General features: G+C 56.8%; 22 protein-coding genes. 12 read left to right on the forward strand and 10 right to left on the reverse strand.

From position 1 onward, the window contains the following. Positions 1-17: 17 nt before the first annotated feature. Positions 18-641, forward strand: a complete 624-nt coding sequence (locus CA948_RS16985; protein ID WP_108728623.1) for an N-carbamoylsarcosine amidohydrolase — start codon at positions 18-20, stop codon at positions 639-641. 539 nt (positions 642-1180) lie between these two features. Here CA948_RS16985 and CA948_RS16990 read toward each other — a convergent pair. Beyond that, a complete protein-coding gene (locus CA948_RS16990; RefSeq protein ID WP_108728624.1) occupies positions 1181-4480 on the reverse strand; it encodes an autotransporter outer membrane beta-barrel domain-containing protein in 3300 nt (1099 codons plus the stop codon). 921 nt (positions 4481-5401) lie between these two features. On the opposite strand from CA948_RS16990, the gene CA948_RS16995 reads away from it, so the two are divergent. After that, the gene (locus tag CA948_RS16995; protein WP_108728625.1) at positions 5402-6016 is read left to right on the forward strand and encodes a nucleotidyltransferase family protein; all 615 of its coding nucleotides are present in this window, start codon (positions 5402-5404) and stop codon (positions 6014-6016) included. Here the strand turns inward: CA948_RS16995 and CA948_RS17000 are convergent. Both CA948_RS17000 and CA948_RS17005 read right to left on the reverse strand, forming a co-directional pair. Beyond that, the gene (locus CA948_RS17000; RefSeq protein WP_094197606.1) at positions 6013-6753 is read right to left on the reverse strand and encodes a flagellar brake protein; all 741 of its coding nucleotides are present in this window, start codon (positions 6751-6753) and stop codon (positions 6013-6015) included. The genes CA948_RS16995 and CA948_RS17000 overlap by 4 nt on opposite strands. Before the next feature lie 110 nt (positions 6754-6863). Then, positions 6864-7784 (reverse strand): delta(1)-pyrroline-2-carboxylate reductase family protein, encoded by a 921-nt coding sequence (locus CA948_RS17005; protein ID WP_094197605.1) that lies wholly within the window; start codon positions 7782-7784, stop codon positions 6864-6866. Between the two features lie 212 nt (positions 7785-7996). Here CA948_RS17005 and CA948_RS17010 point away from each other — a divergent pair, with 212 nt between their 5' ends. Next, complete coding sequence (locus CA948_RS17010; RefSeq protein WP_094197604.1) at positions 7997-8413, forward strand: YidB family protein; 417 nt, start codon at positions 7997-7999, stop codon at positions 8411-8413. 149 nt (positions 8414-8562) lie between these two features. On the opposite strand, the gene CA948_RS17015 is transcribed toward CA948_RS17010, so the two are convergent. Next, positions 8563-9843 carry a bifunctional O-acetylhomoserine aminocarboxypropyltransferase/cysteine synthase gene (locus CA948_RS17015; RefSeq protein ID WP_094197603.1) on the reverse strand — a complete coding sequence of 427 codons (1281 nt, stop codon included), beginning with the start codon at positions 9841-9843 and terminating at the stop codon, positions 8563-8565. A 273-nt stretch (positions 9844-10116) separates the two neighbouring features. On the opposite strand from CA948_RS17015, the gene CA948_RS17020 reads away from it, so the two are divergent. Next, the gene (locus CA948_RS17020) at positions 10117-12831 is read left to right on the forward strand and encodes an AsmA family protein (protein WP_108728626.1); all 2715 of its coding nucleotides are present in this window, start codon (positions 10117-10119) and stop codon (positions 12829-12831) included. Continuing rightward, complete coding sequence (locus CA948_RS17025; RefSeq protein WP_159086150.1) at positions 12828-13235, forward strand: MOSC N-terminal beta barrel domain-containing protein; 408 nt, start codon at positions 12828-12830, stop codon at positions 13233-13235. Before CA948_RS17020 ends, CA948_RS17025 begins: the two co-directional genes overlap by 4 nt. Before the next feature lie 47 nt (positions 13236-13282). Here the strand turns inward: CA948_RS17025 and CA948_RS17030 are convergent, their stop codons facing one another. The 3 genes from CA948_RS17030 to rsmD all read right to left on the reverse strand — a co-directional run bounded on the left by CA948_RS17030 (position 13283) and on the right by rsmD (position 14782). Beyond that, complete coding sequence (locus CA948_RS17030) at positions 13283-13540, reverse strand: YfhL family 4Fe-4S dicluster ferredoxin (protein WP_009454772.1); 258 nt, start codon at positions 13538-13540, stop codon at positions 13283-13285. 85 nt (positions 13541-13625) lie between these two features. Beyond that, the gene (gene coaD, locus CA948_RS17035; RefSeq protein ID WP_094197600.1) at positions 13626-14132 is read right to left on the reverse strand and encodes a pantetheine-phosphate adenylyltransferase; all 507 of its coding nucleotides are present in this window, start codon (positions 14130-14132) and stop codon (positions 13626-13628) included. Positions 14133-14152: 20 nt separating this feature from the next. Continuing rightward, positions 14153-14782, reverse strand: a complete 630-nt coding sequence (gene rsmD, locus CA948_RS17040; RefSeq protein ID WP_094197599.1) for a 16S rRNA (guanine(966)-N(2))-methyltransferase RsmD — start codon at positions 14780-14782, stop codon at positions 14153-14155. Between the two features lie 202 nt (positions 14783-14984). Between rsmD and ftsY the strand changes: the two genes are divergently transcribed. Then, positions 14985-16313 (forward strand): signal recognition particle-docking protein FtsY, encoded by a 1329-nt coding sequence (ftsY, locus tag CA948_RS17045; RefSeq protein ID WP_319802204.1) that lies wholly within the window; start codon positions 14985-14987, stop codon positions 16311-16313. A 136-nt stretch (positions 16314-16449) separates the two neighbouring features. Here the strand turns inward: ftsY and CA948_RS17050 are convergent, their stop codons facing one another. Both CA948_RS17050 and CA948_RS17055 read right to left on the reverse strand, forming a co-directional pair. Further along, on the reverse strand, positions 16450-17979 hold the full coding sequence (locus CA948_RS17050; protein ID WP_108728629.1) for a CYTH and CHAD domain-containing protein: 1530 nt from the start codon (positions 17977-17979) through the stop codon (positions 16450-16452). Between the two features lie 107 nt (positions 17980-18086). Next, positions 18087-18926 (reverse strand): IclR family transcriptional regulator, encoded by an 840-nt coding sequence (locus CA948_RS17055; RefSeq protein WP_108728630.1) that lies wholly within the window; start codon positions 18924-18926, stop codon positions 18087-18089. A 115-nt stretch (positions 18927-19041) separates the two neighbouring features. On the opposite strand from CA948_RS17055, the gene ribBA reads away from it, so the two are divergent. From ribBA to CA948_RS17085, 6 genes are read left to right on the forward strand one after another with little or no spacing between them, the layout of a single operon-like run. Next, entirely contained in the window at positions 19042-20208 is a 1167-nt protein-coding gene (gene ribBA / locus CA948_RS17060; RefSeq protein WP_108728631.1) for a bifunctional 3,4-dihydroxy-2-butanone-4-phosphate synthase/GTP cyclohydrolase II, read from the forward strand. Positions 20209-20222: 14 nt separating this feature from the next. Next, the gene (ribH, locus tag CA948_RS17065; protein ID WP_094197594.1) at positions 20223-20741 is read left to right on the forward strand and encodes a 6,7-dimethyl-8-ribityllumazine synthase; all 519 of its coding nucleotides are present in this window, start codon (positions 20223-20225) and stop codon (positions 20739-20741) included. After that, positions 20695-21210: a transcription antitermination factor NusB gene (nusB, locus tag CA948_RS17070; RefSeq protein WP_042488795.1), complete on the forward strand. Its 516-nt coding sequence runs from the start codon at positions 20695-20697 to the stop codon at positions 21208-21210. Before ribH ends, nusB begins: the two co-directional genes overlap by 47 nt. Before the next feature lie 13 nt (positions 21211-21223). Further along, on the forward strand, positions 21224-22186 hold the full coding sequence (gene thiL, locus CA948_RS17075; RefSeq protein ID WP_108728632.1) for a thiamine-phosphate kinase: 963 nt from the start codon (positions 21224-21226) through the stop codon (positions 22184-22186). Positions 22187-22195: 9 nt separating this feature from the next. Further along, positions 22196-22717 (forward strand): phosphatidylglycerophosphatase A family protein, encoded by a 522-nt coding sequence (locus CA948_RS17080; RefSeq protein ID WP_094197592.1) that lies wholly within the window; start codon positions 22196-22198, stop codon positions 22715-22717. Beyond that, positions 22714-23220 carry a CinA family protein gene (locus CA948_RS17085; protein WP_094197591.1) on the forward strand — a complete coding sequence of 169 codons (507 nt, stop codon included), beginning with the start codon at positions 22714-22716 and terminating at the stop codon, positions 23218-23220. The genes CA948_RS17080 and CA948_RS17085 overlap by 4 nt, the downstream gene beginning before the upstream one ends. A 2-nt stretch (positions 23221-23222) precedes the next feature. Here CA948_RS17085 and CA948_RS17090 read toward each other — a convergent pair whose 3' ends face one another. Continuing rightward, entirely contained in the window at positions 23223-24023 is an 801-nt protein-coding gene (locus CA948_RS17090) for an IclR family transcriptional regulator domain-containing protein (protein ID WP_108728633.1), read from the reverse strand. Positions 24024-24171 lie beyond the last annotated feature (148 nt).

The raw sequence follows: 24171 nt of genomic DNA on the forward strand, positions 1-24171 counted from the left end.
ATTGGACGGAGGCGTTGGTGAGTACGAATGAGGGAGCGGTTTACGCTCAACAAGGGTTTGGGTCGACGCTGGAGCCTAAAGCTCCGTATGGCTTGTTGATTATTGATCTGGTGAATGGTTTTGCTGACCCGGCGGTGTTTGGTGGTGGCAATATCCCTGAAGCCATCGAGAACACGCAGACCTTGCTGGCAACGGCACGTGAACAGGGCTGGCCGGTGGCGCACACTCGTATCGTGTATGCGGACGATGGCGCTGATAACAACATCTTCAGCATCAAAGTCCCCGGCATGTTGGGTCTGACTGAAGACGCACACAACAGCCACATCGTGCCGGAGTTGGCTCCTGCACCCGGTGAATTTATTGTTCGCAAGAATGTGCCGTCGGCCTTCTTTGGTACGCCTTTGGCTGCGTGGCTGACCCAACGTGGTGTGCAAACACTGCTGGTCGCCGGTGCGGTTACCAGCGGTTGCGTACGTTCCAGCGTGGTTGATGCGATGCAACTGGGCTTCCGCCCCTTGGTGGTATCGGACTGCGTGGGTGACCGTGCAATTGGCCCGCATGAGGCCAACTTGTTCGACATGCGTCAGAAGTACGCCACCGTAGCGACGCGGGAAGAAGCGATGAAGTTGATTGGAGTGTAAGGCTTGGTGTTTTTAAGCCTTTGAGAAGAACGATGTGCTTCGTCATTTTTTAGCAGTTTGATTGACGGAGCCTGTGTCGTCCTTTTAGCAAGTCTGTGTCTACGGATTTGTGATCGAGTATCGGTGGTCTGCCGCTTGGGGGCAGGCTGTCGGACCTGCGCCCCTGGGAGCCGGATGGCTCTCGGGGGCTTTTTTTGGCTTTGCGTAGCAGTGGAAAGTTTTCTTGTAGGGCCCCTGTGTGGCTTGTCTTGGCGGGTCCCTTGCTCACGCCGTGCGTGGGTGCCCTTGTCAGTGCGCCGTTGCGGGCGGGCGGTGAACTCGGAGCGCGACTGCTCACCCGGACCGGCCGCAGGCGTGCTCCTTAAACAGCACACCTTTTGCATCCCGCCTCGTTACTCTGCCCGTGGCAAGAACCCTGACGCACCCGCCAAGCCGCATTAGTGAACGCGCAAATAGTGGTGGGGGAACGCTTTGTGCATGTGCATCAGCGCCTCCCACCGTTTCAAGCAACAGTCACGTTTCCTGGCAAGTGGCTATTCTTAAAACGCCCAGCGCAGATTCATCTGCCCTTGTAGCGACGAATATCCACCGCCGAACTGTGAGCTGATGCCGGTGCCAATCGACAGACGCTCACTGCGTTGCCAGGTCAGGCCTGCACGCAGACTCATCGTGTCGCGGGGCAGCACGCTATTGCGGGTGTTGAACGCCGTCTCCGTGGACGCAATGGCGAAACGGGCTGCTTGGGTCAGGTCGCGATCCAGCCATTCGTGATTCCAGCCCACGTCAACGTTCACGGCCAGCTTACTGCCATCAGTCAGGTCGCGATTCCATTGCGCCGTCAGCCCCAGGCTGGAGCGCAAGGCATCGACGCGCTTGCTGTCCAGGTGAAGGCGCGTGGCTGCATTACCCGATTCGTCGACTGATGGCCGGGACACCAAGGCATAGTTCATGTTGGCAAAGGGGCCTAGCGATAAGGAGGGGTTCAGCTCCCAAAGGTAGCCTGTGCCTGCGTCAATCGACAGATTGCGCCCCGTCCAGTCAGACGAGTGCGTGGCCTGATAGTCTCCAATGGCAATTTGCCTGCGCATATCGGCTTGTTCTAGCCCCAGTCGCAGCCCGCTGAATCCAAAAAGGCCTTCCCGTGCACCGGGGCGGTATTGCAGATGGGCAGCCAAGCCAAATGCGGTGGCTTTGCTCTTGCCGGAGTACGGGGCATCCGGTTTGACCGATAGATCTGAAATATCAAGCTGTGCTCCCACCGCGAAGTCGGGGGCCGACTCCAGGGCGCGCCCAGCTCCGACGATCAGGCCATAGCTGTTGGCATCGTAGCCAAGCATGGAACCTCGCGTGTTCTGATCGCCACTGGAACCGAACACCAAGGCGTAGCCCTGCCAGTCGGTGCCGGGCCGCAACATGCTTTGGCTCAGTCCTTGGCGCGCGGTTTGCATGATCGAACGCTCATGCATCAGAGAGGCGGCCATCGCCGCACTGTAGCCAGCCGGTGAAATCTGATCCAGGGCAGCGGGTATTTGTGAGCCGTCCTTGGCCGAGAAGTCGAGTTCCTGGAACAGGGTTTGCGCGGGTGCCGGTGCGGCGGCGGCCAGCTTGACCAAAGCCTTGCCGGCTTCTCGTTGGTTGTCGTCGCCGCCATATTGGCTATAGGCATTGTCGGCGCGGGTGGCAGACAAGCGGTAGCGTTCATTGCCTAAAGGGGCAGCGTCAAACTGCAAGGTAGGCGATACGGGGGCGATCTGGGTGGCGTTGAAGCTGCCGCTGTAGCTGGCGGCTTCTACAAATGAGCCTGTGTCGACGGACCAGGCGTTTTGATACCAGTCCGCCACGGGCGTCAGTTGCAGCGTTCCGGCCAAATCGGCATGACCACTGACGGCAAGTGCGTCGTGATCGCCTTTACCATCAAATTCGGCTAATAGGCGGCCCGTTGCTGTTTGTTGGAAGTCGCCATTTACCTGAATGCGCCCGACTGAGTTACCAGGCGTCAGGGTGCCGGCGTTAATCAGGGCCTGACCGCTGGCCAGATCGAAGCGGGCATTGCCGCCCAATGTCGCCGCTTCGTGGATGGCGGCACTGTGGACCTGCACGTTACCGTTCAGTTGTGTCGTACCGCCGTCAAATGACAGGGTCAGATTGTCTTTGCCTGTGATGTTCCCGGCGTAGCTCAAGTGAAAGTTGGTATCGGCTTGATCGATGCTGCGGCCCCTATGATCGGCAGCCTGCCCAAACGACAGCGTAGTCAGACGTAGCTGGTTCTGGTCGTCGCGTTGCGCATACTGCGAGATGATATCGCCTTCAATCTGGGTGCCCTGCATCAGGTTGATGCGCCCGACGTAGGCATTGTCAGAAATCAGGATGGCAGCTTCCTGGCCTGCGATCCGCCCGCTAATGTCGGCTTGTTTAACCAGGGGGCCGTTCAGCTCGGGGAGCAGGGCTTGATCGACGCCTTCAATACTGCGTATATAGGAACCACGACGCTCGGTATGGTTGCCCAGGGAGTTGGTGCCAAAGTCAAAACGCAGGCCGACACCTTGAGGGCCAGTAGCCTGGATGTCGCCGCGATGCACCAGCGTATGCCCACGGCCGTAGGCAAATTGAATACCTTGCCCGTTCAAGCCATCTGCGTAGATTCTGACGCCTGGGTCGATAACAAGCGTGTTGTTCTGACCATCGACCCGTATGCCTGCACCACCTGAGCCGGCTGCCAGCAGGTCAGCCGCTTGTCGGACCTGATTGTTGCTGCCGTAGATATGCAGGCCCAGACCCAGTGTGGATTGGTTGTATTGGCCTGGAAGGTACTGCGTGCCTTTGGCATTACGGGCAAAGAAGCCTTGGGTATTGACCAGCTCAAGGCCATCGCCGTAGATTGAGCGCCCAAAGAAGTTGGCCCGGTCAATGGTGTAGCCCAGATCTTGCAGTACTGCCAATTCAGCTTCCATGAAGCCTGAATAGTTGCGGTAGTTCTGGTGGCTCATGACGCTGTTTTGAAGCTCGATATGGCTCATGAAGTTGTTGTCTATGCCGCCACCTTCACCCAGCATCTTTACGGGCACACCACGCAGGCCACCAGCCAGCACTTGTTCGATGTGCGTTCCGGTCAGATAGCCCTTGTCCTGACGCACATCAAAAGCGTCGGGGTCGTAGGAGTTGTCGCAGCCATCGCACAGAATCTTCTGGCCAGCGCGTGCCGGTTTGCCATTGTCGTCTCTTAGCAGTTGGGTCCAGCTACTGAGTTGGCTTTCAAAGTAGGGTTGGGTCTCATCCAAACTGCCTCTGTCCTCCACGCTGCTTAAAATGCCCAGCCCATGGGCAATTTCGTGAACGGCTGTCAGCAGTACGCTGTCTTTTCCGCTAAGGGGAGTTTGTGTAAACGCCTGGTTTGCTGCGTAATCGTCTTGGCCCAGGCCAAAAAAGCCATGTCCACCAAAGGGCAGTGTGCCGGTTGCAGGCGACAGGCCGAACATGTTTTGCTGCATCTGCGTCAGTGCGCTTTGACCGCCATTGGCGGTGGGCGAGCCTCCGTAGGCATTGCCCGGGTCATTAATCGTGCCGATATTGACGATGGTCGCAGGGTTGTCGCCTTGGGGCTGCAATATTTCAGCCCAATAGCCCATGCCTTCAAGGAGCTGTTCTTTATAGGCTTGATGGCCCTCCCAGCTCCAGAATGACGTTTCGTCATTGTCGAATGAACCGTCGTTCATATCGAAAAACCGTGCGATAAACACGGTGCGCCCCGCTGCATTTGTAACGGTTCTGTCTTCCAGGGCATGAGCTGCCAGGGGCGCAATAGCAAGCGCCAGGGCGGTATACAGTTTTGTTAGTTTCATTGTTGAGCAGGTGTTGAATGCGCGAGATATTGTTTGCACTGAATGGCCCCTGAGGTAGAGGAAACAGTTTGATTAGCGTGGGGCGTTCATTGTTGCTGCATCGGGGCTGGCGGATGAAAGGGATTCCTTCGGCCTGCGTCGGGAAAATATAACAGATGGTGTCAAATAGATATTGTTGGTTTTAAACCTTTGGCCCTCCTTTTTAAACGCGGGGTATCTGCTTTTTTCGAATTTCGAATTTTTGGCTTAGGGGTGAGGTAAGGGAGCGTTTTTTGGGACGGCGTGCTTTTGGGCGTGCCGTTTGCGCTTTGCATGGTGGCGGTGGATGGTTTTCTTGTGCGGCCCGGGTTCGGCTTGTCTTGGCGGGTCCCTTGCCCACGCTGTCCGCGGCAAGAGCCCTGACTCGCCCGCCAAGCTGTACCCGGTTCCACAAGAAAACAAGCAACACGGTTTAAAGCCCAAACGGCACTGCAGAGGGGAGTCAAAGGTGGAGCCTAAGATCGGATGGTTGGAGAAAGTAAGGGAGGGGGAGGGTAAAAAGCCATTGTGAGCCGTTCAGTCGGCCTGCTGGGGTGTAGGGGCGGATCAGAGTACTTGCCGCGGTCAGGAGATAGCGTAGGGGTGTAAGCATCCTGCTGTTTGAGCGGGGCGCTTGTGGTTCGTCCGGGGGACGAACCACCCCGCGAGTTCAGGATGCGCCCGTAGCTATCTCCTGATAAGGGCACCGGTGCGTAGCACCGGCAAGTGCTCAGCCCCGACACCCCAGCAGGCCGACTGAATGGCGTCTTTACAGAGACTTCTTTGATCCACTCATCATGGCTCTTTAACCATGCTTGTCCCCTCAGGCTTCTTTCTATTAGTCTAGTGAACGACGCAATACGCATTGTCGACGAGACATTACCTAGTTCAAAAGGAGCCAGGATGGCAGGGCAGCAGCATGTATCCGGGGTGACGGGCATTATTCTGGCGGCGGGCCTGGGGCAGCGCTTCGACCCTTCGGGTCAGCAGTTGAAGTTATTGGCCAAGATGGACGATGGCAGAACGATGGTGCGCCGTGTCTGTGAGACGGCCTTGTCTGTGCTCGATGAGGTGCTGATTGTTTGTGATGTGTATGAGCAGATTTTGCGTCAGGAGCTGGACGACTTGCCGATCAGTTTCGTTCAGGCGCCTGCTGCCATCCGCGGTATGGGAGTCAGCCTGAAAGCCGGGATACAGGCTTGCAGTCCCCAATATGGTTATGTCGTTTTACTGGCCGATATGCCTTGGTTGCGGCCAAGCTCTGTGGCGGCAGTCGCTCAGGCGGTGCAGGATGGGGCCGGGATCGTGCGTCCCGTTTTCAATGGGCAGACGGGCAATCCCGTCGGCTTTGGTCTGGCGTGGCGTCAACCGCTTCTGGCGCTTTCAGACGAGCAAGGCGCGCGGGCCTTGTTACAGGCCAATAAGGATCAGACCTTGTGGGTGCCTTTAGTGGATGAGGGCATCTTGCGCGATGTGGACACCCCCGGTGATTTGGCGATGTCCCGGACGTCGAATTAACCGTGACCGCGCTGTTTGGCGATCTGTTGGCGTTCCAGGCGGCTGATGTAGTGCTGAATGGCCATCTGCGTGGAGGCTGATAGATCAATAAACGTACAGCCCAAACGGTGAATTTGTTTACCGTTCGCTAGTTGTTGTGTCTCGGTACGCGCCACTTGTAGAGCCACGACAAAAGAACCGGCCTGCGGCAGCTCCAGCAGGGACTCGGTTTTATGCGCACCAATCACCTCTGCCAGGCTTTGCGATTCGTCCACCAAGGACAAGCCGCCGCCACTGATATCGTGCAGCAGAAAACTCTTGGCTTCGTTATTCAAGCGCAAGATCACCATAGCCGGCTCGCTGACAGGCACGGTGACGCGGAAGAATTCGCGTCGTTGTAAGCGGCGGATGGATTCGGGAATTGGGATCGCCAGGGCCGGCTGCCCTTCGTAGGACACGACCTCTGGTGTAGGCCCTTGAAATGTCACCTTGATCTTGTCTATCGAGGTCTCGAAACTGGTGTGTTCGGACTGCAACAGATTGCGGGTTTTTTCTTCTTTGTTGGCGGTATCGATCACCACCACATTGTTGTCCAGATCAATATCTAAAATGGTGGTCACAATCCGGTCATTGCCCCGATTGGCCTCCATGTGCAAGAGAAGGCCCCCTTTTTCGATGGCCCGTAAAACACGCAGAATTTCAAACTTGGACTGGATCTGATACGGATCGTCTTCGATAGGAGGCAACTGAGAGGTCATGAGGGGCGCAGGAAAAAAAGTCGGTCAATAACTGTAAGGGATTGTACGCGCCAGATTAACACTCTGGGCTTGTTTGGAGTATGGCAGCAATTGATTAGCGTCCTAAGTATTTAAACTGGGTTTACATGCTGCAAAGCACAGCGTGCTGCTGCTAAATCCCAGGCTGCAGAGCCTACGGATTTGAAGAATAAAGGTTTATCTCTGGGTGCTGGCGTGCGCAGCACTTGATGAATGCTGTGGACTTGGTCCCAGGCTACGTTGGCCTGAATCAGGTCGCCAGCTTCTTGGTGCGCTGCGCAGACATCATCCGCGTAGAGGTGGCTGGCTAGCAGGGTATGGGGCTCGAATTCAGCCATATCAGCCTGGAATGCTCCTACGCCAATCAACAGGCGGTCCAGGCGGGCAGGCTCGTGATAGACCGGTGTCAAGCTGGATGTCAGGGTAATCAGGACATCCGTTTTTTCAGGAATGGCCGCAGCAGCCTGAACCCGATCTCCAAACTGATTTTGCAAGGATGTGGCCACCGCTTGGGCACGGCCAATATTGCGGCCTGTCAGGGTGACGCGGGCCTGAGGGTACAGCGTCATGATGGCATCGCAGTGTGCCTGGGCTTGCTGCCCGTATCCCAGTAAGGTGATGTGTTCGGGGCCATGAGGCCACAGTGCCTGAATCCCCAACATGGATACGGCGGCAGTACGACGTTTGGACAAGGTGGGGGCATCCAGGACCAGCAAGGGTAAGCCATGTTGAGCGTCGTAGACGCTGACCAGGCCCTGGATGCTGCCAAGACCTTGTTGCTGATTGTCCAGCATCACATTAACCAGTTTGTGCACACCGATATCGTGAGAGACCGCAGGCATGGACAGCATTTTTCCTGCCGTTGGGTAGCTCAGAACTTGCCGGGTGGGGGCGACGATAGTGCCAGCGGCATATTGGGCCATGGCTTTGCCTAACTGGGCGACCAGCTCCGGATAAGGCAGAGCGCGGGCAGTCTCTTCAGGGGACAGGACGGTATAGCAAGCGTGTGTCATTCCAGAATCTCCAGGGAGTCGATCTGTGTGGCGTGCCGAACTATCAATCCAGTGTAGCGTAGGCCCAGCCCAGAGCAATAGGGCTTTGGCGTCCGTGACCTATTGACCCACCTTGACAATTAAGCTGCCCCGTCTGACGGTTTGTCACGGCATAATGAGAACCGATATCAGCACCCGTTGACGCACGGTGCCATGCATTGGGGAGAAAAATAATGAGTTTGCTTAATTCTGTTGTGTCGGCCTTGTCGGCTACGGATTCCAAATCCAAAGAGCAGGGCGCCTTGTTGCCTGCGCTGATTCAGGTGATCAGCACGTATCCAGGTGGTTTGAGCGGCCTGATTGAACGCTTTCGCGCGGGTGGTTTTGGTGAAGTGGTCTCGTCCTGGATTTCGCAGGGCAGCAATCAGGAAATTGGCCAGCAGGACTTGCTGAGCGTGATGGGTCAACCAGCGATCAAGCAATTAGAAGATTTGTCGGGTCTGAACCAGCAAAGCGTGCTGGAGAACCTGAAGATCATGTTGCCGTCCTTGATCAATCAAGCCAGCCCGAATGGTCAGTTTGATCCGTCCCACATTACCGATGCCAGCAGCTTGCTGGGCGGTTTGGCACAGCTATTTCGCAAGTCCTGATGAGCTTGCGCCAGTAACACGGCCAGCCTGATGGCTGTGTCGAGAAAATATCAAAAAGCCTGGAGTCGGTGCTATGCCGATTCCAGGCTTTTTTAGCTTGATGCGGACAAACCTGCACAGCTATTGCGGCCTGTACAGGATTTCTGGTTTTAGCCGCGTGCCGCTGCTTCCAGGGCTTGTTCCAGGTCAGCCAGAATGTCGTCGATATGTTCCAGGCCCACGGATAGGCGAACCATGTCCTCGCTCACGCCTACCGCCGCCAGTTCTTCGGCGTTCAGTTGACGGTGTGTGGTGCTGGCAGGGTGGCAAGCCAGGGATTTGGCATCGCCAATATTGACCAGGCGCAGCACCAGATTCAGTGCGTCGATAAAGCGGGTACCCGCTTCAATACCGCCTTTGATACCAAAGGACAGAATCGCTGCAGGTTTGCCGCCCATGTAGCGCTTGGCCAGTTCGTGGTCAGGATGGTCAGCCAGACCTGCGTACTTGACCCAAGATACCTGTGGGTGGGCGTTCAGATACTCGGCCACTTTCAAGGCGTTTTCGGTGTGGCGTTCCATGCGCAAAGGCAAGGTTTCGATGCCTTGCAGGATCTGGAAGGCGCTCAAGGGAGCCAAGGCAGCGCCGGTATTGCGCAGCGGAGCCACGCGGCAGCGGCCAATGAAGGCGGCCGGGCCGAAGGCTTCGGTGTAAACCACGCCGTGGTAGGACGGATCAGGTGTGTTCAGGATGGCAAAGCGCTCTTTGTGCTCGGCCCAAGGGAATTTGCCGGAGTCCACTACCATGCCAGCGATGGTCGTGCCATGACCGCCCATGTATTTGGTCAGCGAGTGCACCACGATGTCGGCACCGTGTTCGATAGGACGGCACAGGGCAGGGGAGGCAACGGTATTGTCGACAATCAGGGGGACGCCATGACGGTGGGCGGCATCGGCCAGCGCACGGATATCAATGATGTTGCCAGCCGGGTTGCCGATGGTTTCGCAAAATACAGCGCGGGTGCGGTCGTCAATCAGGGCTTCCAGCGCGTCGATGTCGTTGGGCTGGGCAAATTTGACGGTAATGCCTTGGCGCGGGAAGGAGTGTGCGAACAGGTTGTAGGTGCCGCCGTACAACTTACTGACAGACACAATGTTGTCGCCAGCCTCTGCAATCGTTTGGATAGCATACGTGATGGCCGCCATGCCAGAGGCGACAGCCAATCCCGCAATCCCGCCTTCCAGTGCTGCGACACGCTCTTCGAGCACAGCATTGGTGGGGTTCATGATGCGGGTGTAAATATTGCCGGGTACCTTCAGGTCAAACAGATCCGCGCCGTGTTGCGTATTGTCGAAAGCGTAGGAAGTGGTCTGATAAATCGGAACAGCAACAGCTTTTGTGGTCGGATCTGGCTGATAGCCAGCATGAATGGCAAGCGTCTCTAGTTTCATGATTGGTTCTGGAATTGATGATCAAGTGGCTTATATAGGATAGAGCAAGCATAACCCCTGTATGTCGTGAAATGTATCTAAGGCTGCCGACATTAATAATATGTCTTTATTTCCTTCGGTAATAATGGCGTATTACTGACAACCGACTCTGCTTTTTAGAATACGGGTGGATATTTCTTATTTTCGTTACTTACCAATCGCCCGACATGGGTTAGCATTTCGTATCCGGGCAGATGGCGTGTTGCATCCTGCCCCGAGGTCCTAGAGGCTTACATGAAAGTATGGTTTAAGCGGGGCTTATTCAGCCTCGTCGTTTTAGCTATTGTCACGGTGGTAGGCGGGGCGATTTTCCTGCTGACATTCAATCCCAATTCGTACAAACAGAAGCTGGCTGATATCGTCCAGCAAAAGTATCAACGTACGCTCAAGATTGACGGTGATATCGAACTTTCTTTATTTCCCCGCATCGGCCTGTCCGTGCAGGGGCTGTCCCTGTCTGACCGTAATTCGGAAGATCCCTTCGCTTCTTTGGAAAGCGCCCGCTTTGCCGTGGCGCTTTGGCCGTTGATCAATAACCGTCTGGTGGTCGATCATGTCGCTGTTACGGGCTTTAAAGCCTGGATTGTGCGCGATGAAGAAGGCAAGTTGAATTTTGATGACCTGCTGCAGGCACCACCCGCTGGTCCACCACTGCCGGTGGCTCGTTCTGGCGTGTCTTTGCTGCCCGCTGCCCAAGCGGCCGAGGCTCCACAGGAAAACCCCGTTGAGCCCGCACCTGAATCCTTGCCGGTTCCTGAGTTGATTGCCAAGCGTTCCGGTAGCGAGACGGATTTCCAGATTGATATTGCGGGTCTGAGCCTTAAGGGGGGCGAGATCCATTACTTCAGCAAACGCAGCAATGTGATTGGCCGTTTGCTACAGCTGGAAGTGAATACGGGCCGCATGACCTTTGGTCAGCCTTTTGATGTGGCGTTCAAAAGCCGCCTGTCGGGTGACTATCCCCTGGCAGACGGTGTGCTGGAGGGGCAGGGGCAACTGAGTCTGGACCCCGCTTCCAAATCCTATGGCGCCCAGAAACTGAATGTGAGCTTTGTCGGTGATCTGGACGAGTTGCAGGCGCAAAGTCTGACCGTTAAGGGTAATGTGGCTTACAAGTCCGCCCAGCGTCAGTTCAGCGCCACCAATCTGGATACACAATTGCAAGGTCAGTGGCGGGGCGCTTATCCAGTCAGCGATCTGAGCGCTTCGCTGAGCACGCCCAAGATGCAGATCGACAGCGTCAGCGATCTGGTGTCGTTCGAAAAGCTGGCTTTGCGTGTTCGTGGCAAGAATGAAGATCAGGACCTGGATCTGGCCTTGGATGTGCCTCGCATCCAGGTATCGCCTGCCCAAGCGGAAGGATCGCCTGTCGTTGCCAGCCTGAAAGTCAGCGGCCCCCGAGTTTTGGGGCTGGGCTTGACCTTGCAGGGTTTGTCCGGCAACAGCCAGGAATTGATCTTTGAGCAGGCCAAGCTGGATGGTGCGATCAAACAGGGCAGCCGTGTCGCTCAGTTCAAGGCAAGCTCCCCCTTGCAGTGGCAACCCTCAAATGAATGGCTGCGTCTGCCGGAGATTCAAGCCAATATTCGTGTTGAAGACCAAGCCGATGCAGGTAGCCGTTTTGAAATGCCTATCATCGGTCAAGCTGACCTGAACAAAGGCAAGCAGGAATACAGTGCGCAGTTAAGCAGCAGCACCGAGCAGGCTCAAGGCAGTCTTGATGTGACTTTGCACGATAAGGGCAAGGGTCCCTTGCTGGATGCGATCCTGAAAGCTGACAAGCTGGATTTGGATGAACTGCGCTCGATTTTCTGGGCGACGGCCCCTGAAGTGGTACCCACAACAGAGCCGGAACCCCAGGCGCAGGCACCTGAAGCGGCCACCGAGCAGGCGCCAGCTAAAGAGGGCGGTGAACAGGCCGAGCAGCCCAAGGCCGAAGAGGCAGATGCCGCAGCACCAGCAGAGCAAGAACCCGACGCGGCTTTGTCCTACCCATGGCTGGACAAGGTTACTTTTGATCTGCGTTTTGAAATCGAAAAACTGCGCAGCCTGGGTGTGGTGATGGATCAGGTCAAGGCCCAGATCAAGAACCAGGGCCAGGTGGTCAGTTTGTCCCAGTTCACTGCACAGGCTTATGAAGGCCAGTTCCAGGCCAAGGCCAAGGTTGAGCCAGGCAAGCGTTTTGAGCTGGGTCTGAAGCTGCAACAAATGCAGGTTGGATCGCTCTTGCTGGATGCTTTCGGCAATGATTATTTGGCAGGCAAGGGCAATGTGAGCCTGGACCTGAAGGCTCAAGGCGCCACGCAGCAAGAACGTCTGAATGCGCTCGAAGGCGGCCTGACTGTCGATTTGCAGGATGGCAGTTGGCGCAGCGTAGACCTGGACCAAAGTGTGCGTGATATTAATGAGGCCGTACGCAATGCTTTTAGCGGCCAGATTCCTTTGTTGCTGCCCGAGTCTGACCCCTTGCGTCGCACGGTGTTGAACCGTCTGCAAGGCAATTTGGATATCAAGAAAGGGCAAGCCACCTTCCGCAATTTCCGCGCAACCACGCCAATATTGACGGTGACCACGGCCAAAGGTGCCAAGCTGGATTTGGTGTCCCAGCAAGCGGATGTAACCTTGCAGGTGCGTTTGAACCGTAACAACCTGGATGCCGAAGAGCGCAAGTCTTTCCAGGATCTGCGCAATGTGCTGATCCCTATCCATATTTCTGGACCTTGGGCAGCGTTGTCCTACCAGATTCAGTGGAAGGACATTGCCAGCAACTCCATCAAGAAAGCGCTGCAGGACGGTTTGCTGGATTTGTTGAGCCAGCAAGTCTCGGAGGCCAAGGCAGAGTCCAGGCCCGATGTGAAATCCGAGGTGGAACAGATCATCAAGAAAGAGCTGCAAGACAAGGTGCCGCAAACCGTCGGCGAAGCCATGAAACAATGGTTCAAGCCATGAGTGCGAGGGACGTGGTGAGTTTGCCCCAAGAGACGGTTTGCCTGTTGCAAGGCGGTCCGGCTCTAAGTGGCAGCAAGGCACTGGCCTGCAAGGGGCGCTGGGTATTGGGGGATGATCAGGGGCGGGTTCTGGCTGCTGATGCGTTGCCCGCTTTGGCAGGGTTAAGCGTAGAGCTGCGTTTTGGTCAACTGGTGCTGCGCGCTCCCGGTATGCTGCGTCTGGAAATTGAAGTGGACGTCATCGAGGACGATCCGGATTCTTTTTCCCTGTGGCAGGAAAATGGCCAGCCCGTGCAATTGGTGGATGAAGGGGATTTGCCTGCACATTGGTTCAGCCGCTATACAGGCCAGCCCTTGCGGTTGCTAAAGCGTTTGTCGCAAACGACTAAGCCACCTGCGCTGTGACCCCACATATCACAAGCCCTGCCATGAGCAGGGCTTGTTTTTTCTGTTTATGTCGTGGGTTCGGACTGTAGCCGGTGATAGCGAGCCAGCAGGGTTTCCTGGCTTTCCTGGTGTTGGGGGTGAACTTCGATGCACTCGACCGGACACACCACCACACACTGTGGCTCGTCAAAGTGGCCAACGCATTCCGTACACAGGTTGGGATTGATCTCGTAGATCTCCTCACCCATGTAAATAGCCAGATTGGGGCACTGCGGCTCACAAACGTCGCAGTTAATGCATTCTTCAGTAATGTGCAGTGCCATCGCGCAGTGTCCTGATAAACGTGGTCCTTGGATTTGACCAGTCGGTCACCTTACAGTGTAGTACGGACCGCTGCACAGGGCGAGTTCAGGTCGCTGAAACCGCTTGTTGCTTGCGCTCCTGGGCTTTGGTTTGTAGCCAGCGCTCCACAGACGGGAACACAAATTTGCCCACATCGCCGCCCAAAATGGCAATTTCGCGCACGATGGTGCCAGAGATGAACTGGTACTGGTCCGAGGGGGTCATGAACATGGTCTCGACTTCGGGCAGTAAGTGACGGTTCATGCCCGCCATTTGAAATTCGTATTCAAAGTCGGACACGGCGCGCAGGCCACGTACGATAACGCGACCATTTTGTTCGCGCACAAAGTCCTTGAGCAGGCCGGAAAAGCTTTTCACTTCCACGTTCGGGTAGTGGCTGAGCACTTCGGAGGCGATCTCAACACGCTCTTCAACGGTGAAGAAAGGGCGCTTGTTCTGGCTGGAGGCCACACCGACCACGACGTGATCGAAAAGGTTGGCGGCTCGCCGGACAAGGTCTTCATGGCCTCGGGTCAGGGGGTCGAAGGTGCCGGGGTAAACAGCTGTGATCATGGTGCATCCGCGTAAGGGGTTCAAGTTGGCAGGTCGGCGTCCGGGGAGAGCGGTGCAGGCGTCCCGGAAAATTCGGCATTATTGACTGTTTTTTGCATCGCAGCAAATCGCAACAAATGATAATGTACCTGCCCTGCCTTATCCTGTCGTAGTATCCCGTATTGATCCGGGGCTTGTATAGGGGTTTCGGATTCAATGTAAACCAGCGCGTCCGGTGCCAGCACATTGGGCAGCAAGGGCCAGATACGGTCCATCCAGTCTTGCGCAAAGGGTGGGTCTATAAAGACCAGGTCGTAGCGCATCTGGCTGCGCTCCAGAATATGAAGGGCGTCGCCAGCATGGATGCGCACGTGCTCTGCCTTGAGTTTGGTACGCAAGCTGCGCAAATTGGTCACTGCGGGCCCGTGGCGTTCCACCATTTGTACAAAGGCGACACCGCGCGAGGCCGCTTCAAAGCCTAACGCTCCGCTACCGGCAAACAGGTCCAGCACGTTTTTGTCACTGAATTGACCACCCCAGAAGTGGTTAAGCCAGTTAAACAGTGTTTCGCGTACACGGTCCGGTGTGGGCCGCAGACCGGGTGCATCGACGACTGAAATCGGTGTGCGACGGTAATCACCACCTACAATACGGACAGCATGTTTTCTCATTAGCGCTTTGATCGGATAATGTGGTCATTCAACAGAATTTTCTAGTGTAAATCGTATGTTCAGTTTTTTTAAAAGAAAGAAGGCCAAGCCAGAGCCACAAGTCACTCAAACGGAGCTGACCGAGCCGCTTTCTCCTGCTCAGCCCGAGGCTGACGCATCCCCTGCAGTATCGCAGGAGCAAACTACGCCGATTCAAACGCCGGTGGCCCCGCCTGCTGTGGTGTTGGATAGTCAGGCTGAACATCGCGCTGCGTCCGAGTCTACGCCCACGCAGCCAGCGGTGCCACAACCGGCCCCGGCCAGTGTCCCGATGCCCGAGCCTGCGCGTGTCTATGAGCCGGACGGTCAGCCCGTACCCGAACCCGTTCGTACCCCTGAGCCGGAAGTGCCGCCGGTTCCAGAGCCAAGCCGTGCTCCGGAACCCGAAGTTGTGCCGGTGCCTGAGCCCGAGGTGCAACCGATTCCTGAGCCAGAGCCGCAGCCAGAACCTGAGGTGCAGCCGATTCCTGAACCGGTGCCGCCGCCAGAGCCAGAGATTGTTCCTGTTCCTGCCCCACAGCCCGAGCCAGTACCTGCTCCTGCCCCAGAGCCAGAGGCCGCCGCCCCAGTGGTAAAAACCTCCTGGATGTCTCGCCTGAAACAGGGTTTGTCGCGCACAGGTCAAAGCCTGAGCAGCCTGTTTGTCGGTGCCAAGGTTGATGAATCGCTGTTCGAGGAACTGGAAGACGCCTTGCTGATGGCGGACGCGGGAGTCGAGGCGACCGAGAAACTGATTACCGCTTTGCGCGCCCGTGTTCGCAAGGAAAAAGTCAGTGATGCGGCCCAGGTCAAACAGATCCTGTGCGATATTCTGACTGATCACTTGAAGCCCTTGGAGAAATCCTTTCCTTTGGAGTCGAGCAAGCCGCTGGTTGTCATGATTGCCGGGGTGAACGGTGCAGGTAAAACCACGTCTATCGGCAAGTTGGCGCACACCTTCCAGGAACAGGGCGCAAAAGTCCTGTTGGCTGCTGGTGATACTTTCCGGGCTGCCGCTCGTGAACAACTGATTGAGTGGGGAACCCGCAATAATGTCAGCGTTATTGCCCAAGACGGTGGTGACCCGGCTGCAGTGGCTTTTGATGCGGTACATGCAGGCCGCGCCCGTGATATGGGGGTGGTCATGGTGGATACCGCCGGTCGCTTGCCGACCCAACTGCATCTGATGGAAGAGCTCAAGAAGATCAAGCGTGTCATCGGCAAGGCTGATGGTCAGGCTCCCCATGAGATTTTGTTGGTTGTAGATGGCAACACTGGCCAGAATGCCATTTCCCAGATTCGCGCATTTGATGCCGCGTTGGGTTTGACGGGTTTGGTTGTGACCAAGCTGGACGGTACGGCCAAAGGCGGGACGCTGGCTGCCGTTGCCGCCTGTGCGCAAGGCGTACGTCCTATTCCGGTCTACTGGATTGGCGTGGGCGAGGGCATGCAGGATCTGCAGGCGTTTGTGGCCCGTGAATTTGCGTCGGCCTTGTTGGGCATGAACGCTTAAGCCAAGTTTGGTTGCACAGAAAAACCGGCGATGTCTCTAAAGGCATCGCCGGTTTTTTATGGCTGGACTGTCCAAGGGGACAAGTGCCACCTGGTGGGCCCCAAAGGCTCAGGGGGCTGTTTAGTGGCCTGGGGGTTTAGCGTCGTAGCAGTTCAATTTGTGGTTGATGCTGATCCAAGGCATTGAGCGCATGCTGGGCATGGGCGGCACGTCCTTGGCGGGCATGGGTCAGCCAGTCTCGTGCGAACTGGGCTTGCTCGGGGTTGGCCGCATGTTGGGCATACCAGTCCAGGGCCACGTCCACGTCGGTCACTGCACCAATCAAGGCCTGACATTCGCGTAGCACTTTGTGCAGCCCCTGTTTGTCGGCTGCGCTGGGCAAGAACTCCAGGCAGTAGCGCAGGCTCTTGATCCGGTTGCGCAAACGATGTTGCTTGTCCTGACTGATCTGCGCAAAGCGCTGGCCGCGTAGTTGAATCGTTTGAAACCAGCGGCTGATACGCGCTTCCACCAGATGTTCGGGCTGGGCCACACCATTGAGTTCCAGCGTGGGGCCACAGATCAGGCTTTGCAGATTACTCAATAGCAAGGATTGGAACTCGGCAGCGCTGGCCAATTGCACAGGGTCATGCTCCAGGTGGGCCGGAATGGGTTCGGGAGCCGGGCCAGGCATGCCTGCTTGCAGCAGCAAGGGGGTAATTTCCAGGTGCACCAGGTCGTGGTCACGCGCCTGGCCAAACAAGCCGAAATAATGCGTCAGACGGGTATTGGCGTAGCCTTCGCTGGCCGACAGCCACATTTTGAACAACTTGCGGCAGGAGCGCAGGCGGCGCAGGCCCACGCGCATCAAGGCCAGATAGTCGGCCTGGCGGGAGGAGTCTGGGCGTATGCCATCCACGCCCGCCAGCAAAGCAGCATTGCGAATGACCTGCTCCAGGCTCATGGTGGCGCTCAGGCTGTAGAACTGTTCCAGCTCTTCGGTGTCGACAAAATGCGGCTTGGGTAAATCGTAGGCTTTGCGCGTCAAGGCGGCAGCAACCTGCTCGGGTGACAGGTCCAGGCTTTCGGATTTGGCCCGCCGGCGATCCACTAGGCTGGCCAGTGCATCGCCGCGCTCGGACTTGCTGCGCATCTCCAGAATCAGGCCATGCTTGTACAGCCAGCGCTGGCCGACTTCAAACATGGTCAGGCTCTCGCCGCGAATCAGCTCAATTTCCAGCTCGTTGACCTGTAGTGTCAAGCCATTGGATTCGATGTGACCTACGTCATAGGCCAGCTCCAGCTCCGACTGTCCCTGCTTGATCAGGGCCAGTTCGCGCTGGATTCGGGTTTGATAGCGGGCTTGAATCTGATCCGCGTAGCGGGACAGTGCTGTATGGGCAGGCGTGTCCTGATACAGGCTCAGATCCAGCTTCGGGCCTGGGCGGGGGTGATTGAGTTCAATGCGGGACAGGGTGTCAGGACCGGGCAGCTTGACGGTTTGAACCCATTGCTCGCCTTCCTTGCGCAGTCGCAGGGCGATACTTGAGCGCGCCAAATCGCGTTCGGGCGTGTCAAAGTAAATGGCATTTAAGGTAATGCTTCCCGTGCGTACCGCGTCAAAGGCGGTCAATAAACCGGGACGGGCACTCTCGGGTACAAAAAATTTCAGTTCTTGTTCTAGCACAGCATCGCACTCGAGAAATCGCCCACAACAGGTGGGCGGATAAAACAATTATTTTGCATGTAAACCCGTCAAACTTGAAGTAGCGACACCCCTATAAGTGTGTGCAGTCATGTCAAGTTTGATAAAGGCGGAGTGCCCAGCGGTTCGCGCCAGCCCAATTGATGCGAAATGCTGTTGGCGCACTGGCGCAATTGGGCCAGGATGGGGCTGTCGATACTGGCATCAAACAGCGTGCTGGGCCCCAGACTGGTCAAGGCCAGCACAATCTGGCCAGAGTGATCGAACACGGGGACGGACAGGGCATCGATACCGGGAAGGGGGTTGCCCAGTGCCTGGGCCACACCTTGCTCGCGGATTTTTTCCAGCATGGCCGCCAGCTCGTTGGGGCTGGGGCGCAGCGGGCTGATGCTGGTGACAACGGCACTGTCGCCCGCTTCGCGCTCAATGTAGTGGCGAGCCACTTCCGGGGGGAGCCAGGCAGCAAAGACGTGGCCGGTCGCCGTATGCAACATGGACATCACCGTGCCGCAGCGCATGTTCACATGGACCGGATAGCTGGCCTCGCTGATATGAACCATGGTGGGGCCGTGTGAGCCCAGCACCGCCAAACCCAATGTATGCCCAATGCGCGAGGCCCAGGCCTGAACCAGGGGCAGGGCAATCTTGACCGGGTTCTGGCTTTGCAGGCTGACCAAACCCATCTGCAAGGCAAAAGGCCCCAGCTCGTACAGCCCGGTCGCCGGAGCCTGCTGTACCAGTCCTACGTTGGTAAAGCTGACCAGATAAGGGTGGGCTTTGGCCGAGCTCATTCCAGCTTGCGTGGCCAGATCACGCAGCATCATGGGTTGTCCGCTGTCCACCAGCACTTTCAACAGGCCAAAGCCCGTTTCAATGGATTGAATACGGCGACGTTTTTCGTCCAGCGCAGGCAAAGTGGGTTCGGTCATAGGGGTTTGGGGCGGTTTGACACGGTCTTTAAGTGTACCGACTAATGAAGCTGCCCGCCGGGGCCCGGGTGTCGTAAAATGGCCTTAATTATTATCTGTCTGAGCAAAGAGCACGATGAATCAAGAAATTCAGTCCGACGCTGGTCAACTGGGCACCAGTCCAATCGCTCCCGTTCCAGAGATTGTGGAAGAGCTGCGCGCAGGGCGCATGGTTATTCTGGTTGACGAAGAGGACCGTGAAAACGAAGGCGACCTGGTCATGGCTGCCGAGTTCGTGAATGCTGAAGCGATCAACTTCATGGTGACGCATGGCCGCGGTCTGGTTTGCCTGACCCTGACCGAAGAGCGATGCCGCCAACTGGATTTGCCTTTGATGGCCACCCGCAACGGCACGCGTTTTGGCACCAACTTCACGGTGTCGATTGAAGCGGCTGAGGGCGTGGAAACCGGTATTTCCGCTGCTGACCGCGCCCGCACCGTGCAAGCGGCTGTGGCCCGGGATGCGCGCCCAATTGATCTGGTGCAGCCCGGTCACATTTTTCCGTTGAAGGCGGCCAAAGGTGGCGTGCTGGTGCGTGCCGGTCATACCGAAGCGGGTTGTGACTTGACGGCGATGGCGGGTTTGACTCCGGCCGCTGTTATCTGCGAAGTGCTCAATCCAGACGGAACCATGGCACGCTTGCCGGATTTGCTGGTGTTTGCTCGCGAGCATGGCATCAAGGTTGGCACCATCGCAGACCTGATTCAGTACCGTAGCGAACACGAGTCCATGATCGAGCGTTTGCACAAAAAGCCCGTAAAAACGCCTTATGGCGAATTTGAGTGCCATGCCTACCGCGACCTGTCTTCCGGTGGTTTGCACCTGGCATTGGTTCACGGTGAAATCAGCCCGGACGTGGAAACTCTGGTCCGTGTGCATGAACCGACTACCGTGCTGGATGTCTTGATCGAGGGCGATGTGGGCCACAGTTGGACCTTGCCAGTGGCTTTGCGTACTGTAGCCACATCCGACAGCGGTGTTGTGTTGTTGATGAATTGCCAGAACTCCGAAGAAGAGAGTTTTGAGCAGATTCAGGCTTGGGGTGCAGACAGTCCGGCCCAGGCGCCACGCGGTCGTCCTAGCCGCAATGATTTGCGCACGTATGGAATTGGTGCACAAATTTTGCGTGACCTCAATGTCGGCAAAGCCCGTTTGATGTCGCGACCACGTAAAATGCCAAGCATGGCCGGGTTTGCATTGACCGTGACGGGTTACCATAGCGAACCAGATTCTCAATCCTAAGCGGAGCTTCCAACATGAATCCTTACATTGTTACCCCTGACCTGAATGGGGAAGGTCTGCACATTGGTATTGTGCGTGCACGTTTCAACGAGTCTATCGGCCTGGCCGAGTTGGAAGCCTGCCTCAAAGAGCTGGAGGCTCTGGGCGTGGACGAGCGCGACGTGACTGTTCTGTCCGTACCTGGCGCGCTGGAATTGGGCATCACCCTGGGCCAGATGGCTGAAACCGGCGAGTTCGATGCTCTGATCGCTCTGGGTGCCGTTATCCGCGGTGATACCTACCACTTTGAAGTGGTCAGCAATGAAAGCGCTTCGGCCATTACTCAGGTCTCCCTGGCAACCGGTATTCCTGTTGCCAACGGTGTACTGACCACCAACACAGATGAACAAGCCGAAGTTCGCGCTGCTGAGAAAGGTCGCGATTGCGCCCGTACAGCGGTCGAGCTGGGCAATCTTATCGCCGTCCTCGAACCCGAGCTGGACGACGATGAGGACGAAGATTACGAGGACGAAGATCTTGACGACGACAAATAAAGTCCCGGCCAGTAAGGCCAACGGACGATCCGCGCGCCGCCGCTCGCGCGAATTTGCCCTGCAGGGCATCTACTCCTGGCTTTTGCGAGGCGCGGATGGCCTGCAGGAAGCCACCTCCATCGACGCCCATATTCGGGGCGACGAGGAGTTTGGCGAAGCCGATGCAGCCTGGTTCAAAACCTTGCTGTTTGGTGTGATGCGCGAAGCTCCTGTGCTGCGCGAACGTTTTTTGCCTTATGTTGATCGTCCTTTGGAAGAACTCTCTCCCATCGAACATGGCATCTTGCTCATTGGCAGTTACGAACTGGTGCATCACGTTGAAGTGCCTTACCGTGTTGCCATTAACGAAGCTGTCGAGCTGGCCAAGTCCTTCGGCGGTACTGATGGCTTCAAATTCGTGAACGGCGTGCTGGACAAGCTGGCCGCCGACGTACGCGCCCCCGAAGTTGCCAAGCAGGCCCGCCGCTAAAACGGGGCGTGCCGTGCTGAACGAGTTCGGTCTTATCCAGCAGTATTTCAATCGTCCCGCTCCCGAAGGCTATTTGGGAGTGGGCGATGATTGCGCCCTTTTTACGCCTACACCCGGCTGGCAACTGGCCAGCAGCGTCGATCTTCTGATCGAAGGGCAACATTTCTTTGCCGATGTGGACCCCTTTTTGTTGGGACACAAGGCGCTGGCCGTGAATCTGTCGGATCTGGGCGCCATGGGAGCCAAACCACGAGCCTGTCTATTGGCCCTGTCCCTGCCCGAAGTCCGGCCTGAATGGCTGCAAGCATTTTCCCAAGGTTTGTTCCAACTGGCCGATCAGGCGCATTGCCCCTTGATTGGTGGTGATACCACGCGCAGCAAGCAAGGGGTGGTGATCAGTATTACGGTGCTGGGTGAGGTCCGGGCGGGGCAGGCTTTGCAACGCAGCGCCGCCCAGCCCGGTGACGATATCTGGTTGACGGGGACGCTGGGGGCGGCAGACATTGCCTTGCGGCTTTTGCAAGGACGCCTGGCCACTGACCCCGATCGCCTGGCTGCCAGCCGCCCAGCGTTGGAACAACCTTGGCCGCCGTATCGCCTGGGGCATGCCCTGGCAGGTTTGGCCCATGCCGCCATTGATGTGTCTGATGGCCTGGTCCAGGATCTGGGTCATATCGCCAAAGCCAGTCAATGCGCCGCCCATCTGGATTGGAACGCTTTGCCGCTGGACTCATCCCTGAAGGGCTTGCCTGCTGATTTGCAACGTGAAGCGGTTCTGGTTGGCGGCGACGTTTTTCAACTGTGTTTCACCGCAGAACCCCTACATCGGGAATCCATCATGGCGCTGGCCCTGCGCGAAGGCGTGCCGCTCAGCCGTATCGGCTCCATGCACGCCGGTAGCGGGGTGTATGTGCGTGATCAACAGGGTTTGCATCCTGCCCCTGCCCAGGGCGGTTTCGATCATTTTGGTGGCTGAGTCTGTGTCATGAGCACATTTCCTGATCCTTCCTTGAATCCGATTCAACGTCCTACCCTGGATTGGGTGGTGAAAAAGCCTTGGCGCTTGATCGCCTTCGGTGGTGGCACTGGCGTGTTGCGCCCAGGGCCGGGTACCTGGGGCACGGTACTGGCCTGGGTCTTGTGGGTCTTGGGTCTGCATGTGCTGACCGACACGCAAATGGCTATTTTCTTGCCGGTCTCCTTTTTCATTGGTTGCTGGGCTTGCCACCGCACAGGCTACGACCTGGGCGTGTCTGATCACAGCGGCATGAACTGGGATGAGATGGTGGCCTTCTGGCTGGTGTTGTGGCTGATTCCGCAGACCTGGCTGGCACAGGGCATCGCATTCGTGTTATTTCGTTTTTTTGATATTCTCAAACCTGCGCCGATTCGCTATTTTGATCGTCGTCTGCATAATGGGTTTGGCGTTATGTGGGATGATCTCCTGGCGGCAGGCTACACCTTGTTGCTGATGGCTGTCTTGGTACGTTTTGGAGTTTTCTCATGAGCGATTACGAGCACGGCAATGCTGCCCTGGCCCTGGGGCAAGCCCTTAAAGATCGCGGCTGGATGGTCGCCTGCGCCGAGTCATGTACCGGTGGCCTGCTGGCTGCTGCCTTGACGGACTTGCCCGGCTCCAGCGCCTGGTTTGAGCGCGGTCTGGTCACGTACAGCAACAAGGCCAAGGTTCAGGAGCTGGGCGTGAATCAGGATACCCTGGATCGATTTGGGGCAGTCAGCGAAGAAACCGCCATGGAAATGGCGGCGGGTGCGCTGGAAGCTACCGCAGATGCCGAGTTGGCTATTTCCACGACCGGCATTGCCGGCCCGGACGGAGCCACGCCAGGCAAGCCGGTTGGTCTGGTGTGCTTTGGTTTTGCGCAGCGCCGTGGCGATGGCATTGTGACCCGCGCCTCTGCCCGTATCTTTGACGGTGATCGTGCTCAAATTCGTCAGCAGGCTGTGGAATACGCCTTGACCAGTGCGCTGACCATGCTCAATCCGGCCTGATCTTAGGCCGGTAACATCAAACCCAGCTGCCGGGCGCTCGAACGCAGTTCGGGCAGGCAGCGCCGGATCAACTGTTCTTCAGTGTCCTGCCAGTCTTTGATACTGATGCTCATCCCCGCGACAACACGTCCGCTGGCACTGCGCACGGGTACGCCAATTGCCGTCAAACCCAGCTCCAGCTCTTCCTTGATCAAGGAATAATCCTTTTCCTGCACCTGTTTCAATTCGCGCAGCAAAGCCTCGCGAGTATGGGCGGTGTATTGCGTCATGATCTTGAAAGGTGCCAGCTCCAGGTAAGCATCCAGTTTGCTGGGTGGCAACTGCGACAGCAGCATTCGCCCGATCGAGGTGCAGTGGGCAGGTAAACGGCTTCCCAAGCCCAGAGACACGGTTAGTACGCGCTGCCGTTGTGCGCGTGCCAGATACAGAATCTCGTCCCCGTCCAGCAAGGCCAGCGCACAGGTTTCACCAACACGATCACTTAAATCGTCCAGTATGGGTTGCGCCAGGCTGACGATGGAGGTCGAGGAAAAATAGGCATGGCCCAATTGCAAAATTGCCGGACGCAGTTTCCAGAACGCGCCTTCCTGCTCTGCATAACCCAGGGCTTGCAAAGTGTAGAGGCAGCGTTGCACCACTGCTCGCGCCAGGCCGGTTTTCAGGGCAATTTCTGCGGCCCGCAATGGCCGCCTTCTGTCTGAAAACGCCGTAATCACCTGCAGGCCACGGGCTAGCGACTGCATATAGTCCGGGTCGCCTTTGTAGTTGTTGGCGGGGGGAATTGTCTCTTTGTTGATGGTCATTGCGTGATAGGGGGCAAGATTCAGTTTTGTTCGATTAGCGAACCAAACGGAATTTATAAGAATTATCGATGATAAATTGTAAAAAAAACAAGACTTAGCAATTAAATAATCAAGTTCGATTATCGAACAAAATAAGTTTGGAGAGATT

This window comes from Alcaligenes aquatilis (genome assembly GCF_003076515.1).
Classification (GTDB): Bacteria; Pseudomonadota; Gammaproteobacteria; order Burkholderiales; family Burkholderiaceae_B; genus Alcaligenes; species Alcaligenes aquatilis.